The sequence below is a fragment of the Lentibacillus songyuanensis genome (assembly GCF_039548255.1).
GTDB lineage: Bacteria > Bacillota > Bacilli > Bacillales > Amphibacillaceae > Lentibacillus_C > Lentibacillus_C songyuanensis.
Window position 1 is genome coordinate 205,526 of the sequence record NZ_JBCLVH010000004.1, and the last position, 17,785, is coordinate 223,310.

Here is a 17,785-nt window from a genome sequence, read left to right on the forward strand (position 1 = left end):
TACAATAGAAAAAATGGGCAAAGTCAAATTTATTATATACGCTGTTTTCATATTTACAACATAAATTGACTTATACCCATTTAGTTCTATAGCTGTTCTTCCTGCTCGGCAATCGAGCGTTCAAACAGTTCTATTCTTGAGGTTGGAGGAGACAGTTTAACATTTATCTCTTTACCTTCTTCATTACGGTCTTCAAGGCTTGGAATAATTAACTCATCCACAACATTTCTGGATGCACTCCCCAGCGTATTACCGAAGAAGTATTGTACAAACGGCTTGATTTTTTCCATTTCAAAGTCTTTTTTATCTATTGCTTTAAGCATTTCTTCTGTGGACTTTACCAATGGCCCTGGGATAAAATCAAAATAATTGTAATAAAAATCGCGATCCTGAATATATTTTTCCACGTCATAAGCAAAGAACAGCATCGGCTTATTTAAGAGCGCATATTCAAAGCAGACAGAAGAATAATCGGTTACTAGAAGATCCGTTATTAACAATAAATCATTGATTTCCCTATAATCACTTAAATCATAAAAAAAGTCTGCAAATGCATAGGGGATATCCAATTTGTTTTGTACGAAAGGGTGGATTTTGAATAAAAATACGTACTCTTTGTGCAGTGCGTCATATAGCTTTTTTAAATTAAGTACTTCAAATGGGTAATGCGCCGAAGCTTGACCGTTGCCACGAAAGGTTGGTGCGAATAAAATAACCTTTTTGTTCTTCAAAAAAGGGTATTTTTGATGTAAAGTATTCACAACGTATTTTTTATATTCTTCATCAAAAAAAATGTCTGATCTCGCTACCCCAGTGGCATAAACTTTGTCCATTGTTATTCCAAATCCTTCTGCATAATTCTTTCTTACACCTTCACTACTTACAGCAACTTTTGTATAGTTCCGGTGGTTTTTCGATCTTGGTGATGGTCCTCCTGGTCTTCCCAATCTGCTGAAACCAAAAGTTTTAAAAGCCCCTGCCGCGTGCCATACTTGGATAAGGTCTGCATTTTTGCGAATATTTAAGGGATACACCATTGGATAAAAGTCATCCAACAAAATGATCTTTGCAGTTGCAAAGTGAAATGCAATTCGAATCAAAACAAAAAATGATTTTTTATTGTTAATTCGTTCATTAAACAAAAATTTGATATCCAAATCTAAGTTCCGTTTATATAATTCTTCATACACAAAAAAGAAATTCCCATTTAGATCTGAACGGCTGTCAGAAGCAAATACAACCTTTTTTTTCTTAATCGGAAATATGCTAAATAAAATGTATAATAGTTTAAAAAACCTGCGCTTGATTGCCTTTATATACCTGCCCTCATTTGCCTCGCTTTCGTCATCAAGATCTCTCGGATCATATGATTGGAGTAGGGAGTTTTTGAAGCGCATCGTTTTCGTATACTTATCCATTACAACTAGTAAGTTATATTTCAACACTTTATTAGTGGAGAAAAAATGAAGTTTTGTTGTAAAAAGTTTATCCCCGAGAAATTTCTTTGCACTTGATAGTGGAATAATTTTTTCATACTTCACATCATCCTGATTAGTGACCATTTGTTCTAATTTGATATATACATCATAATCGCCAGCTTCTAACGGTCTTTCCAAGTTAATCGATGATAAATCAATGCTGCCTTTAAACCCACTTAATTGTTCCTTATCTGCGTGACCATCTTGATCATTTAATACGTCACTTAGCGTGCAATTCATTAAAGGAATTTGGTACATCTCTTTTTCAAGGATTTCATCATCTGTCATTTCTTCATAGGATTCATTTTCTGGAGCGCATTCTTTCTGTTTTTGTCGATAATTATCAAAATCTATTTTGGGGATGATAAGTAATGTTTTTCTAATTCTGTCCTCTTCATATGTAGCCAAACCTTCAATGGTTGCGTAGCCTTCAATATCAAAATACGGACCATATATACTAAGCTTTGTAATATCAATATTTACCTTAGCGTGTCGTTTAATATTAGCTTCTTTATTATCAATTGAAGATATAAACAATAAAATCACCTCTATTTATCAGTTGATAGGAAATGTCTAACAATCCTGGCAGTTACGTTATCAATATGATCAAAATTATAAGCAATCATCCGGTTGGAATCAAAATACTCATTTGTTTTTCTAACGTTAATCCAAGCGGACAGTTTTGGTAAATCCTGTATTATTGCGGCATCAGACATTTCTTCCATTTCTGCATAGAAGCCTCGGTTATTCTTATATTCGGCTAAATCTGGTACAAAATGAGCCATTGGCTTTTCCAGTAATGCAAATTCAAAAATAGAAGATGAATAATCTGTGATGAACGCATCAGCAACGAGCATCCATTCATTGATGCCTTGTCGTTCCGCAACAAATACATTTGAACAATTCTTGAGTTTCTCAACGGATGATGGATCCATATACGGATGTGCTTTAAATATTATCCTTCTGTTACTTCCCACCAAACGAGATAAATGCATAATTGACTTTACAACATCAAGTTGTGATTCCAAATAGGAACCATTTGCTCTGTATGTGGGCGCCATTAAGATATTAACGATATCTTTATTTTTTAAAAAAGGATATGTACTATACATGTTATTTCTTATTTTTGTAGTATGTTTTTCATCAGTGAGTAAATCTGTCCTTGGGATACCAAGCGCAAAAATTCTATTTGGATCCATATAAAATGCTTCAGCATAATATTTAACGAATTTCTTTGCTGAAATATATACAAAGTTATAGTTTGAATGAACAGGGACAAGGTTAATGTACGATTGTGATGGTCCGAATTTTGTTCCAACTGTACTATGTCCAAATTTTTTTAAAGCACCTGCAGCATGCCATAATTGGATCACCTTTAAGCTTTTTCTTTGCTTGACAAGATATACTGGTAAATAATAGTCATCCAGAATTAAATACCGGGCATCTGCCAACGCTATAATTTCCTTAAACAGCTTAAGATTCATCTTGTTTACTCCTTGAACAAGATGAATCTTAATATCAGGTTCCTGTCTACGCACTTCTTCATATATCAAGCGTAAATTATCATCCAAATGATCTGTTCTGTACAGTGCAATAATCATTTTATTGCTATCTGTTTTTCTAACAAGACAAAAGAATGTATAAACTGCTCGAAAGCATATTTTATAAAACATAATATACATATTCTTCATAAAACGAAGATACTTCATTTAGATTTTCCACCTCATGACCGTCTTTCCCCAAGAACTTGATAGGTCATTTTCAAATGCATTGGTCACTTCCCCAAGCTTAGAGACATTGTGCACATTACCTACCAGCGTACTTAAATAATCGACGACATCAGGATATTCCTTATAAATATTAACTGCTCTTTGAAAGTCTGCCGTACCACTCCTGCTGCTTCCAAGCAGTGTTAAGCCTTTCTCCAACACCATCCTTGTATTCACTTCAATAGGATACTCGCTAACACCGAGCAAGCAGATAGTGCCTTCAGGGTTGATATGGTCAATAATTTGATCAATCGCATATTGACTTCCTTTGCCACCTGCGCATTCAATTGCATGGTCGATGGCAAGCTCTTCGGGAATTTCGTCAATTTTAATGGCATCATCCACAAAGGAAAAATGATTTAATTTATAATCCGTTTTTCCAAAGATGATTACTTTGCTGTCCGGGTACAGCTTTTTGAGAATAAGGCAGGAAATGAAACCTAAATTGCCATCACCCCATACACCAAACGTATTTCTCTTTTTATGAGCCTTGTTTTCAAATCGGCTGACCGCATGCACAGCTATGGTTACAAGTTCAGTAAATGCAGCAACTTCCATGTTTAATTCCTGTGGAAGCTCTACTAAACGATCTCGTCCCATGAAAACGTAATCCTGCATATATCCGTCATAACCACTGGATCTGAACTTACTTGATCGCAAATAGTTTTCTGCTATATGTGCATCTTTCTCTGTTGGTGTATTGGGGACCATCACTACTTTGGTTCCTACAGGCAATTTTTTAACTGGATCAAAAACCACTTCGCCAACACCTTCGTGGATTAAGGCCATTGGCAACTTCTTTTTCATCGCTTCTTTCCCTCTAGAACCTGTATAATATCGTTGATCTGCGGCACATATTGATAAATGAGTCGGACGTACCACGACATCATCGGATATAATACTTTTATCCTTATAAGTAACTTCAAATTGTCTAGGCGAAACAAGACGATAAACTTGATTAATCATTTATCCAAGCTCCCTTTAATAATAGCATTTGCAACTTTTAAATCATATGGGGTAGTCACCTTGATATTGAATACCTCTCCTTGTACAAGTTTTACTTTTTCCCCACTTATGGAAAATATTTTACATGCATCGGAAAGAATTTCTTTATCTTCCTTTGTTAAGTCACCGTAAAGTTCTTTTAGTTTTTTGATTTGAAACGTTTGTGGTGTTTGGCCTTGATACATATAATCCCTGCGTGGAATAGAGGAAATAAATTCTTCATCTGTCGATTCCACAATGGTATCGACAGCGTTGATTACTGTATCAACGGCTGTATGCTTCAAACCAAAATCAATGTTTTCTTGAATAATACGATGTGTCAAGAAAGGTCTAACTGCATCGTGCGTTACAATGATATCATCATCATTCAAGCCGTTTTCTAATTCAATGAAATCAATAACGTTCATAATCGTTCCGTTCCGGTCAGATCCCCCACTGATAACCTCGACTTTTGGAAGGTCAATGTTATATTTTTTCAGTATATCATTCGTGTGGTTGATCCACTCTTTTGGTGTTGCTATGATAATTTTCTCGAAATTATCGTTTAGCAAAAATTTTTCAATCGTATGCACAATGATTGGTTTGTCATTTAAAGTCAAAAATTGTTTCGGCATTGGAACGTTTCCCATTCTCGTTCCTTTTCCACCGGCTAGAATACCTGCATAAATCAATTATTTTCACCTCATAAATGGTTGATGCGGATATTATAACATATTGTCGAAGAACTTCATATTTATTAAAAGGGAAACAATATACGTACCTTTCTAATCATATTGGAATAAGATCTTCGTAATACTATTCTTATTAAAATTATCCTGAATGAAGTTTTAGTAGAGGAAAAGTATTACGAACGATGATTTAGTCATTCAATTTTATTGTTTAACTTTTATCTGTTGTACGCAATTTTACTTATTTTTTTATGTCTGAAAAGTGTATTTGATACTTATGGCTAGAAATCACTGATGGTGTTTATTGTTTGGATATATTATGTGTTGTATTCTATCTCTCCATAAGACTAAATAATGACATTCATTATTTAGTCTAGGGATGACACTAGCGTTGCATTAATTAAATCCAATAATAAAAAATATTGGTAACGTTCAATATTTGACTGTATAGACAACAAAAAATCCTTTATAATGAATTGGTCAGGTGGTTTCCTGTCCAAATCCAATATAAAGGACCAACATATGGACAAGAATACACTAAAATCAGCATTTGGTAAATGGATTGCGCCTATAAATTCTAAAAAACTTTGTGATCAAGTTAAAAACCTGAAACAAGATAGCTATACCAAAAAACTTACGACGGAAGCTTATATTAAACTGATGCTTTATGCACAAGTACACGAAATGGAAGGGCTTCAAGCATTAAGTGACGCTTTATTGGATGCAGACTTTCAGAAAGCTGTTGGTTTCGAATCGATTAGTGCATCCCAGCTTTCCCGAAAGAATAAAGAAATTGATCCATCCATATTAGCGACCCTGTTTTCTGATCTTGTGCAGCAGATACGCGGATATCACAATAAGGCCTACAAGAATATGCCATTAAAAATCATTGATTCTAGCACCTTGCCACTTAACTTAACCAATTATAAGTGGGCAAAGTTCCGTAAAACAAAGGCCGGTGTGAAGCTGCATTTACGTCTCGTTTTCATGGATAAAGATACTGTTTATCCTGAGAAAGCTGAGATCACAGTAGCCAAAGAACATGACCGTAATCAGCTTGAAATCCTCGTCGATGACAAGGACGCCATGTATGTCTTTGATCGTGGCTATGTGGATTACGAACGCTTTGATCGAATGACAGATGATGGATACTTTTTTGCATCCAGAATAAAGAAAAATGCCGTCATTCGTGAGGTATGTTCGTTTTCAGTTCTAGCTGAATCAACAGTTCTATCCGACAGAATGGTTTACATAGGATCCACACAAAATCGGTGCGAAAACATATTTCGTCTTCTTGAAGTGATGGATACGAAGGGAAACATTCTTCGATTAATCACTAATCGATTTGACTTGAAACCGCAAGAAATTAGCGATATATATCGATCACGCTGGGCCATTGAATTATTTTTCAAATGGTTAAAGCAGCACGTAGAAATCAAACATTTTTACGGAATGAGTGAAACAGCGTTACAAAATCAAATCTATATTGCACTCATCACCTATTGTTTGCATGTGCTCATCCAACTGGAAACAAAAAGCAAGAAATCGTTGCTCCGAATTACCCGTTGGTTAAAGGCTGCGCTTTGGAAGCCGGCTTACATTTGGCTACACCGATTTGAAAACAAGACAGTTCCGTAATAAGTGATTGTCGTCGTTGCAATTTAGCATTAACTGTATAATTTTACCAAATGGGCAGAGCCACCTTTGATTGGACTTTGACTTTTTGGCAAAATTTACGAGAACAATGTTTACTGAACATTTTGACTACATTTATGCAACGCTAGTGGGATGAGTATCAAAAGTTTGAAGGTAAGGATGTTAAAAATGACAATATTTATACAGCTTCAAACAAAATTTAATTTAGATATGAAAGAACTGCATAATAATGCGGTATTTTAAAATAGATAAATTAAGTTCTATTATGCTCTCCCCTGAAAATAAGAATGAGACTTTAAAATTTGAAAAAAATGTCGAAATAATAAGGTGTGGGGTTCATTAATTTACTAACCAAATGCCTTATTTGCAATAAATAGGAGGAGGGGAATAGTTTATCAAGAATATTTTGAGGTCTATTTAAGTTTCTTTAGCAGTCATAATTAGCACATACTGACGGTTCTAAGTCTAATGGGCTAAAAAGGGAACATAATGGTGGTCAAAATAATGAACAAAACACAATAGGCGTAGGTATTGATTTAAATGGAAAACTCTTGAGATTGATATACATACATATGTCATAGTTGGCTACCATTATACAGGATTAGGTGAAGTGATTCCTTTTCTGAATTTAAAACGCTGCTTTGCGTTGCCAAGATCTATCAGATTTATAATTCTAACAATAGAAAATAACATGGAGCCCGAATGTCGCTGATTTATTACAAATAATTGAACTTACTACACAAGGGAGAATGAGGATGCAAAAGAAAGTATTTATACTTATTAGTATGTTATTAGTGTTTTTAGTGCCTGTTTCTCAACTTAATATCACCTATGCATTAGCCAATTCAAGTGAAGATGAGGGAGATTTAAGCTATTATTTCATTCATTACGATGGAGAAGAACAAGAAATAGTAATTAATGAAAATACCCAATTACTATTAACGGGTTGGACTGATAAGTCGAAGTCAGCAATTAATGGTAAGATTGTAAATCAAAAGGATGAGTCTAAAACCATAAATGATGATATTGTGTTGGATGTTACCCCCGAATTAGATGAAATTACTTTAACAGAAAACGAAAGTATCCAATATCGGTTAGATGATTCCGATTCATTTAAGGTTGAGGAAGTAAAACCCCAGGAACTAAATAAGCAGGCTACGGTGGAGGCCGAAAATGAAAATGGAACTTCCATTGAAAAAGTTAAAACAATTGATGAAAACAATACTATAATTAAACAAGAATTAGTTTACTATTCAACGGATGATAATGATCAAAAAGTAGAAATTACAAAAGAAGAATATGAGACATTAAATTCAGCTGAGGATAAGCAAAAGCCAATTGAGGATTCACAAAGTGTAAAAGAGCCTAGTAAAGAAAAGTCAATTACAAAAGAAGAGAGCGCTCAAGCGTTAATGAAAAAGTCAGCGGTAGAAACCCCTTCTGTCGTTTATTCCACCCATGTTCAAAGTAAAGGTTGGATGGATTCTGTGGCGGATGGTGATATGGGCGGTACAACAGGAAACAACAAACGAATGGAAGCTATTAAGATTGATATAAAAAATGCTTCTTATAGTGGGGGGATCACATATTCAAGCCACGTTCAAGACAAAGGTTGGTTAAATAGTGTATCCAATGGTGACATATCTGGTACAACAGGAAACAACAAACGAATGGAAGCCATTAAAATCAATTTAACCGGAGAAATGGCCAAACACTATGATGTATATTATCGGGGGCATGTGCAAGACTTTGGATGGTTAGATTGGGCTAAAAATGGTCAAGCAGCAGGAACAGAAGGGCTGTATAAACGAATGGAGGCCATCGAAATAGTGTTGGTTGAAAAAGGAAAAAAGGCCCCTGGTTCAACAACTAAACCATTACTTACCAAACCATCTGTCGTTTATTCCACCCATGTTCAAAGTAAAGGCTGGATGGATTTTGTAGCAGATGGTAAAAAAGGTGGTACAACTGGACAGAAGAAACGGATAGAAGCCATTAAGGTTGATTTAAAGGATGCACCCTATAGTGGAGGAATTACCTATTCGGCTCATGTTCAAGATAAAGGCTGGATGGAAAGTACATCCAATGGTGACATAGCTGGTACAACTGGACAGAAGAAACGGATGGAAGCAGTTAAGATAGAATTAACAGGTGATATCGCAAAGCATTATGACGTATATTATCGTGGACATGTTCAAGACTTTGGATGGTTAGATTGGGCAAAAAATGGCCAGGCATCTGGGACACAAGGGCTGTATAAACGAATGGAAGCCATTGAAATAGTTTTAGTAAAAAAAGGAAAAAAGGCCCCCGGTTCAACAACTAAACCATTACTTACCAAACCATCTGTCGTTTATTCCACCCATGTTCAAAGTAAAGGCTGGATGGACTTTGTAGCAGATGGTAAAAAAGGTGGTACAACTGGACAGAAGAAACGGATAGAAGCCATTAAGATAGATTTAAAGGATGCCCCATACAGTGGTGATATTACCTACTCAGCCCATGTTCAAAGCAAAGGGTGGATGAAAAGTACATCCAATGGTGACATAGCCGGTACAACTGGACAAAGTAAACGAATGGAAGCCATTAAAATCAATTTAACTGGAGAAATGGCTAAACATTATGATGTGTATTATCGTGGACATGTTCAAGACTTTGGATGGCTAGGCTGGGCAAAGAATGGAATGAATGCTGGTTCGGAAGGGCTCTCAAAAAGAGTAGAGGCCATCGAAATCAAGCTAGTCTCAAAAGGGAAAGGTGAATCAGTTAGCCAAGGTGATGCATTTCGGAAAGGGTTAGTGGTGTTTCTAGACCCTGGACATGGTGGATATGACTCTGGTGCAACCAGTGGAGGATATCATGAAGCAGATTTAAATTTGGCTATAGCTAAAAAAGTCCAATCGTTATTATTAAAACGTGGCTATACGGTGTATATGTCCCGTCATAATAATACCTATCTATCATTACTAGAACGTTCACAAATGGCCAATGATTTAAAAGCTGATATTTTCATTAGTATTCATATTAATTCCGGGCCAACTGCGGCTTATGGTATTGAGTCCTATTTTTATGAATATGATCCAGATTATCCTTCGAAGATAAATGGGATTATGCATAATAATTCACAAAGGCTTTTAAAAAGCGGGGTGCTCGCAAACAAAATTCAAGAATATATGATTAACTACACAAGGGCGTATAATCGAGGAGTCAAAAGGAACACATTTTCAGTTTTACGCGAATCTGCAATGCCTGCAGTTTTGCTAGAACTTGGTTTTATTACTAATCCAAGCGAACGCCAGAATTTAATAAGTGGTTCCTATCAGAAGAAATTAGCTAAGGCTATTACTAATGGAGTTGATAACTACTCTAAATACGTTAAGTAGTCTTTTACTCAATTAGCAATAATAAAGCGAATTAAAAGGGATGGAAATTTATAGCGATTTCTTCCCCTTTTTTATTTTAAATGTCACAATTGTTCAATCAATCTTTATAGCAGTTTGTTTTAATTTCTAAACATTGTCGAAATTGGTAATTACTTCTGCTGATTTTGTGATAGAATAATAGGATAAAGGCTCGAATTGTGTTGGTTTACAACTAAACATCATTCAAGTTTTTATGAATTTAATATTACATAGGGAGAATGAGTATGCCAAAAAAGATATTTTCGTTGATCAGTATGTTATTAGTGCTGTTAGTAATAGTTTCACAAACAAACATTGCTTATGCATTAGAGAACCCAAGTGGGAAAGATGAAGAAACAGATGACTTAAGCTACTATTTTATTTATTACGAAGGTGGAGAACAAGAAATAGTAATTAATGAAAATATCCAATTACTACTAACAGGTTGGACTGATGAATCGAAAACATCTGTTAAGGGTAAAATTGTGAATCAAAAAGATTCGTCCAAAACCATAAATGAAGTTGTATTAGACGTTACCGATGAACTAAAAGGAATTACTTTCATGGAAAATGAAGGTTTCCAATATAGACTAGTTGCATCTGATTCATTTAAAGCGGAGGAAGTAAAGCCCCAGGAATTAAATAATCAGACTACCGTAGTTACTGAAAATGAAAATGGTACTTCCATTGAAGAAGTTAAAACAATTGATGAAAATGATACTATAATTAAACAAGAACTAGTTTATTATTCAACGGATGAAAATGGTCAAAAGAAAGATATTACGAAGGAAGAATATGACACATTAAATTCGGATGAGGACAAACAAGACCAAGTTAAAGATGCGCAAAAAGATAAAGGGTCTTCCAAAGATAGTTCGACTGCGAAAAAAGAAAACCCTGATGTGGCAAAGGAAAGGAGTTTGAAAAAGGCAGCGGGTAATTCGGCTTCTATTACTTATTCCACGCATGTTCAAAGTAAGGGTTGGATGGACTACGTAGCGGATGGGGAAAAGAGTGGAACTACAGGGAAAAAGAAACGTATAGAAGCAATTAAAATTGATTTGAATAACACCCCCTATAAGGGAGGGATTACATATTCAAGTCATGTTCAAAGCAAAGGCTGGATGCAAAGCAAATCCAATGATGCCATATCAGGTACAACTGGAGAAAGCAAGCGAATGGAAGCCATTAAAATTAATTTAACAGGCGAAATGGCAAAACACTATGATGTCTATTATCGTGGGCATGTCCAAGATTTTGGGTGGTTAGATTGGGCGAAAAATGGTCAAGCGGCGGGAACGGAAGGGCTATCCAAACGAATGGAAGCAATTGAAGTTGTGTTGGTTGAAAAAGGTGAGAAGGCACCCGGTTCAACAACTAAACCACTACTTACTAAACCATCTGTCGTTTATTCCACCCATGTTCAAAGTAAAGGTTGGATGGACTTTGTAGCAGATGGAAAAAAGGGTGGCACAACTGGACAGAAGAAACGAATAGAGGCAATTAAGGTTGATTTAAAGGATGCACCATATAGCGGAGGAATCACCTACTCAGCCCATGTGCAAGACAAAGGCTGGATGAAAAGCAAATCCAATGGTGACATAGCCGGTACAACTGGACAGAAGAAGCGAATGGAAGCCATTAAAATTAATTTAACAGGCGAAATGGCAAAACACTATGATGTCTATTATCGTGGGCATGTCCAAGATTTTGGGTGGTTAGATTGGGCGAAAAATGGTCAAGCGGCGGGAACGGAAGGGCTATCCAAACGAATGGAAGCAATTGAAGTTGTGTTGGTTGAAAAAGGTGAGAAGGCACCCGGTTCAACAACTAAACCACTACTTACTAAACCATCTGTCGTTTATTCCACCCATGTTCAAAGTAAAGGTTGGATGGACTTTGTAGCAGATGGAAAAAAGGGTGGCACAACTGGACAGAAGAAACGAATAGAGGCAATTAAGGTTGATTTAAAGGATGCACCATATAGCGGAGGAATCACCTACTCAGCCCATGTGCAAAACAAAGGCTGGATGAAAAGCAAATCCAATGGTGACATAGCCGGTACAACTGGACAAAGTAAACGAATGGAAGCTATAAAAATCAACTTAACTGGTGAAATGGCAAAGCATTATGATGTGTATTATCGTGGACATGTACAAGACTTTGGCTGGTTAGGTTGGGCAAAGAATGGGATGAAAGCTGGTTCGGAGGGGCTCTCAAAAAGAGTAGAGGCCATCGAAATCAAGCTAGTCTCAAAAGGGAAAGGTGAATCAGTTAGCCAAGGTGATGCATTTAAGAAGGCAACAAATAATTTGGTGGTTACAGCTATTGAACTTCCAGTATATCGGAGCTTTGAGGAACTAAGCGATTATCATATACATTTAAATCCTAATTATGAACGTTATGACACCTTGAAATATGGTGATACTGTTTATAAAATAAAAGAACAGCAATATGCTACTCAAATAAAAACAACTGATGGTAAAATCGGTTGGGTTCATACAAAAGATTTAGCAAACAAATTAACGGATAATTTATGGCTTGTAAAAGATACTAGGAATTTCAGAACTAGTCCAGGTACGTCTGGTGAAAACATAGGAACCATTGATAATGGTACAGGAGTTTACGTGTTAGGTTATTCAGAACTATTAGATCCCAACTATAAAAAATGGTATCAAATTCAAACAACTTCAGGTGAAAAAGGCTGGATTTGGGGAGGGCTATTTTCTGATGATGAAAATTCAGGATACAATCTAATTAGATATGAATTTGATAAAAAGGATAAAGTTACAAATTCAATTACACCTTTTACGCCTTTAGATACTAAATCTTCTGTTACTGCAAACCAAATCAATAAATTTATAGATTATAAGACTGGTGGACAAAATACATCAATGACTGGTATGGGTGATGCATATCTTTCAGCTCAAAAAGAGAGTGGATTAAATGCTATATATTTATTGGCTCACTCCGCACTTGAATCCGATTGGGGAAGGTCAAGTATAGTAAATAAAAAGTATAATTATTATGGTATTGGAGCAATAGATTCACAACCTGCACAAGGTGCATATACCTTTGATTCCCAAAAGGGAGGAATTGTTGCCGGGGCAATTTGGATTAACAAAAATTATGTGAACAGGGAATTGTATGCATCCAGTTATCCATATTCTCAACCTACTATTAATAATATGCGTTTTGATGGCAGCTGGCATCAATACTCAACTGATGAAGCTTGGGTAAGCAAGATTGTAAATATAGCAAATGAGTTTAGTGGGTTTATAAATTAAAATAATATGAAGACGAAAAGGTGCATTTTGAATTTGCAAGATGCACCTTTTGAATTAAAAATATCTTTATAAGAAATGTATTTATGCATTGTAAATATATTTTTGTTATAATAATTTAGGGTTTTTGAAATCAGATATACGGTTTTTATATAACTATCCATAAAAATATTGAATTCAGATATGATGAAATCTGGAGTTACCTTATGAAATTTGTTAGTTAGTAATAAGTGTTTCTTATGGGAAAATTTGTTGGCTTAGTCTTAAGGGTTAGTGAGATTTTACACTTATTTACGATGTAAATGAAATACTTTGAAAGGGATGGGAATTAATGAAGATTAGTGCTGTAGTACCCACATATAACACAGATCCGATAGCCTTAGCGCGATTAGTTGATTCTATTGATAAACAAACAATGAATAAAGACGAGTATGAACTTATATTTGTAGATGATGGATCGACAACGGATATATATGATGAATTGAAGAATTTAGAGGATTCACGCAAAAATGTTCTAACAAAACAAATACCCAATTCTGGATGGGGAAGCAGGCCAAGAAATATTGGGGTTAATATGGCTAGTGGAGATTACATACTCTTTTTAGATCACGATGATTATATATTTCCGGAAGCGTTCGAGCGAGTTTATGAATTTGGAATACGTAATAATGCTGATGTGGTAAACGGAAAAGAAGTGCGCACTAAAGGATGGTCTTGGGGCTGGAATAACTTTAAAGAAAATATTCCATCTGCAGAAAAACTGGGGATTAGTTCGTTATTGCCAATGACTCCTCATAAATTTTATCGGAGAAAGTTTCTTTTAGAGAACGATATAAAGTTTAACGAAGGCGCAAGAGTTTTATGGGAAGATGTATACTTTAATACTAAAGTCTTCGTGAGCGGTGCAAAGGTAGCAGTTCTCTCGGATTATCCAACATATTATTGGATTGCGACAGGATCAAATAGTTCGAGCAGTTTCGGCAGAGACCCCCATGAAAAATGGGAGCAAATCCGTAATCTTTTTACATTTTTTAATGAAACTATAGCAGATAGAGATGATTTAAAGTACATGATCAAGCATTGGTATCGAACACGGGCACTTGGCATTTTGGGGTCCAGGTTACTCCATATAAACGATGAACGTATTGATGTGGAATTTATGTATGCGAAAAAAATAGCTGAGGATTTTGTGCCCGAGTCAATCGATTATGAAATGACCCTGATAGACCAGGCAAGATCATATTTTTTAAGACGTGGAAAAATAGATGAACTCAGAATGTTAGCTAGGCAGGATGAAAGTATCACAGCTAGGAGTTATGTGTCGGATATAAAGTGGATTGATGGAGAGTTGTTGATTCATATGAATGCTGATCTGACTTTAGCAGAGAAAGAACCATATAAGTTATCAATTGATCAAAATAAACTTGATAGGGCGATCCCAAATGAATTAAAAGATGAAATTCCCGATCGTTTACTTGATATAACTGATTTTATTGCTTCATCTACTTACGAAGCAAGTATATTGGGGAGGAAGACTAGAGTTTCTTGGTCAATTCCTGCTGAAAAATCAAAGGTTGAAACAACACGAATTAGTTCCGATGAGGTTAAATTAACGGGAACACTAGTAACGAAAATCAATTTGCAAAAAGCAGCATTAGGAAATCCTTTAGATAAACAGCCATGGGATGTTGCAACAAGGTTTTCTGCCTTAGGTTATACTTTCCATAAAGGATTAGTCGCTCCAAAAGGTTTTAGTAAAGCAGCTTTAATAAATGGTTATTCAGTTGTTGCTTATCAAAACAAGTCCCAATTATTGACAGTAGATATAGGCAGTAAAGTTAAAAGTGTGGTGAAAATATCAAAACCAGCCCAGTCAGATTTAATTTATAATAAACAAAATGGAGAGATAACTGTTGATCTAAAGGATACTTATGTGCATGGTTATACTAAAATAAAGGGTCAAATAATATTTGATAATGATGATGAGGATAAGGTTTCATTTAAATACCCGGCATATTTAGTGGGGGATGATGATGGGGCACGTATTACAGCAACATCAAAATTACCTGAAGGTAAGTACTGGATTACAACAATATTTGAAGGAAGAAAGTCAAATATCAAATTATATGTTGACGTATCTTATTCTCGAATCGAGAAATTAAAGAAAGTAATAGGAAATATAAACAGTTTTTAAGAAGTAGAGCGGGAGATGAAAATATGAAAGGCATAATTTTAGCAGGTGGAAGTGGCACACGATTGTATCCACTAACTATGGTAACGAGTAAACAGTTACTCCCTGTATATGATAAACCAATGATATATTATCCTCTATCAACATTAATGCTTGCAGGTATTAAGGATATCTTAATAATTTCAACACCAGAAGATATACCACGTTTTCAAGCGTTATTAGGTGATGGATCACAATTTGGAGTAAGTTTTCAGTTTGCGGTCCAAGAAAGCCCAGATGGGTTAGCACAGGCATTTATTATTGGTGAGGAATTTATTGGCGGTGACTCGGTTGCGATGATTTTAGGTGATAATATTTATTATGGGAGTGGATTACGGAACAAGCTTATTAGTGCAAGTAAAAGAAAATCGGGAGCAACTGTTTTTGGATACCATGTTTCAGACCCAGAACGTTTTGGTGTTGTTGAGTTTGATAAGGGTGGAAAAGTTATAAGTGTGGAAGAAAAACCGGAAGTACCTAAATCTAATTATGCCATTACAGGTTTATACTTTTATGATAATCGAGTTGTAGATATTGCGAAAAATGTCAAACCCTCAGAGCGCGGTGAATTGGAAATCACCTCAATTAATGAAGCATATTTAAATCAAGGAGACCTTCATGTCGAACTTTTGGGACGTGGTTACACATGGTTAGATACGGGCACTCATGAAAGCTTAGTTGACGCTACAAATTTTGTAAGAACTATTGAGGAGCATCAAGATATCAAAATATCTGCTCCCGAAGAAATTGCATATGTAAATGAATGGATTGCTCGGGAAGAATTGCTTCGCTCAGGAAAAATATTTTCCAAAACAGGTTACGGGCAGTACTTATTAAAAGTTGCAAACGGTGATATAAAATACTAGAGGTGAACGTAATGAAAATTATTGAAACAAACTTAACAGGCGTTAAAGTAATTGAACCAAGTGTTTTCGGAGATCATCGCGGTTGGTTTATGGAAACACATAATTATACTAAGTTAAAAGAAGAAGGTATTAATATAAATTTTATTCAAGATAACCAATCATACTCAGCGGTAAAAGGAACATTACGGGGTTTGCACTATCAGCTCAATCCTAAAGCGCAAGCAAAAATTGTAAGATGTACAAGAGGTGCAATTTTTGACGTTGCTGTAGATATTAGAAAGGGCAGCCCTGAATTTGGGAAATGGGTTGGCGTTGAACTTACTGAAGAAAACAAAAAGCAATTGTTGATACCAAAAGGATTTGCTCATGGATTTATAACCATTACCAAAGACGTTGAGGTTCAATATAAGGTTGATAATGATTATGCACCTGAATGTGAAGGTGGGGTAATCTGGAATGACCCAACAATTGGTATTGAATGGCCGGTGGATGTTGAACCTATTTTATCTGAAAAGGATAAAGTAGCTCTAACTTTGGATAAAGCAAAGAATAATTTTACCTATGGGGAGTAGTTTTAAATGAAAATCTTAGTTACGGGTTATACGGGGCAATTGGGGTATGATCTGGTAAACGAAGGAACAAAGCAAGGTTTTACAATGTTTGGTGTTGGAAGCGAAAGTCTGGATATTACTAAAAGAAATGAAGTTATAAGCTATATTGAACAGCTTAATCCAGACGCAATTATTCATTGTGCAGCTTATACCGCAGTAGATAAAGCAGAGGATGATAAGGATTTTTGTTGGAAGGTAAATGTTATAGGAACAAAAAATCTTGTTGATGTCGCAAAAAAAATCGGTGTCAAATTTTTGTACGTTAGCACAGATTATGTTTTTGACGGTAAGGGAGAAAGCCCATTTAAAGAAACTGATAAAACAGATCCTGTTAACTACTATGGCTTAACAAAATTGGAAGGCGAAAAGATTGTTCAAAGGATCACAGAAGGTTTTGTTGTAAGAACTTCATGGGTATTTGGTATTAATGGAAACAATTTTGTTAAAACGATGCTACGCTTAGCCGAATCTCATAATGAGGTTAATGTAGTAGGTGATCAAATTGGCTCTCCTACTTATACATATGACCTCGCGAAGTTATTATTAGAAATGATTCAAAGTGAAACATACGGAATTTATCATGCAACTAATGAGGGTATTTGTAGTTGGGCGGAATTTGCTGAAGAAATATTTAAGCAATCTCATAATGATGTTCTTGTCAACGTCATTCCTACAAAAGATTTTCCTACTCGTGCTGCAAGACCAAAAAATTCACGATTGTCTAAAGAAAAACTTAAACATAACGGATTTACTCCATTACCAAAATGGCAAGATTCATTGGCCTATTATTTAAATATGCTGAAACATGAGGTGTAAT

11 protein-coding genes are annotated in these 17,785 nt (G+C 35.5%); 7 read left to right on the forward strand and 4 right to left on the reverse strand.

Going from position 1 to position 17,785, the window contains the following annotated elements; genetic code table 11:
* Positions 1-86 precede the first annotated feature (86 nt).
* The 4 genes from WMZ97_RS06585 to WMZ97_RS06600 are packed head-to-tail and all read right to left on the reverse strand — an operon-like array spanning position 87 to position 4,923.
* Positions 87-2,015 (reverse strand): CDP-glycerol glycerophosphotransferase family protein, encoded by a 1,929-nt coding sequence (locus WMZ97_RS06585; protein ID WP_343271290.1) that lies wholly within the window; start codon positions 2,013-2,015, stop codon positions 87-89.
* Positions 2,016-2,026: 11 nt separating this feature from the next.
* A complete protein-coding gene (locus tag WMZ97_RS06590) occupies positions 2,027-3,187 on the reverse strand; it encodes a CDP-glycerol glycerophosphotransferase family protein (RefSeq protein WP_343271291.1) in 1,161 nt (386 codons plus the stop codon).
* Positions 3,188-4,213, reverse strand: coding sequence for a ribitol-5-phosphate dehydrogenase (locus WMZ97_RS06595; protein WP_343271292.1), 1,026 nt, complete (start codon positions 4,211-4,213; stop codon positions 3,188-3,190). It abuts the gene before it with no gap.
* Positions 4,210-4,923, reverse strand: a complete 714-nt coding sequence (locus WMZ97_RS06600; protein WP_343271293.1) for an IspD/TarI family cytidylyltransferase — start codon at positions 4,921-4,923, stop codon at positions 4,210-4,212. Before WMZ97_RS06600 ends, WMZ97_RS06595 begins: the two co-directional genes overlap by 4 nt.
* A 519-nt stretch (positions 4,924-5,442) precedes the next feature.
* Here WMZ97_RS06600 and WMZ97_RS06605 point away from each other — a divergent pair.
* From WMZ97_RS06605 to rfbD, 7 genes are all read left to right on the forward strand, one after another.
* A complete protein-coding gene (locus tag WMZ97_RS06605; protein WP_343271294.1) occupies positions 5,443-6,558 on the forward strand; it encodes an IS4 family transposase in 1,116 nt (371 codons plus the stop codon).
* 773 nt (positions 6,559-7,331) lie between these two features.
* On the forward strand, positions 7,332-9,959 hold the full coding sequence (locus WMZ97_RS06610; RefSeq protein ID WP_343271295.1) for an N-acetylmuramoyl-L-alanine amidase: 2,628 nt from the start codon (positions 7,332-7,334) through the stop codon (positions 9,957-9,959).
* Between the two features lie 293 nt (positions 9,960-10,252).
* Positions 10,253-13,264 (forward strand): glucosaminidase domain-containing protein, encoded by a 3,012-nt coding sequence (locus WMZ97_RS06615; protein WP_343271296.1) that lies wholly within the window; start codon positions 10,253-10,255, stop codon positions 13,262-13,264.
* 328 nt (positions 13,265-13,592) lie between these two features.
* Positions 13,593-15,455 carry a glycosyltransferase family 2 protein gene (locus WMZ97_RS06620; RefSeq protein ID WP_343271297.1) on the forward strand — a complete coding sequence of 621 codons (1,863 nt, stop codon included), beginning with the start codon at positions 13,593-13,595 and terminating at the stop codon, positions 15,453-15,455.
* Between the two features lie 23 nt (positions 15,456-15,478).
* Positions 15,479-16,357 (forward strand): glucose-1-phosphate thymidylyltransferase RfbA, encoded by an 879-nt coding sequence (gene rfbA / locus WMZ97_RS06625; RefSeq protein ID WP_343271298.1) that lies wholly within the window; start codon positions 15,479-15,481, stop codon positions 16,355-16,357.
* 11 nt (positions 16,358-16,368) lie between these two features.
* Positions 16,369-16,929, forward strand: coding sequence for a dTDP-4-dehydrorhamnose 3,5-epimerase (gene rfbC / locus WMZ97_RS06630; protein ID WP_343271299.1), 561 nt, complete (start codon positions 16,369-16,371; stop codon positions 16,927-16,929).
* Between the two features lie 6 nt (positions 16,930-16,935).
* On the forward strand, positions 16,936-17,784 hold the full coding sequence (rfbD, locus tag WMZ97_RS06635) for a dTDP-4-dehydrorhamnose reductase (protein WP_343271300.1): 849 nt from the start codon (positions 16,936-16,938) through the stop codon (positions 17,782-17,784).
* The last annotated feature ends 1 nt before the right edge of the window (position 17,785 follow it).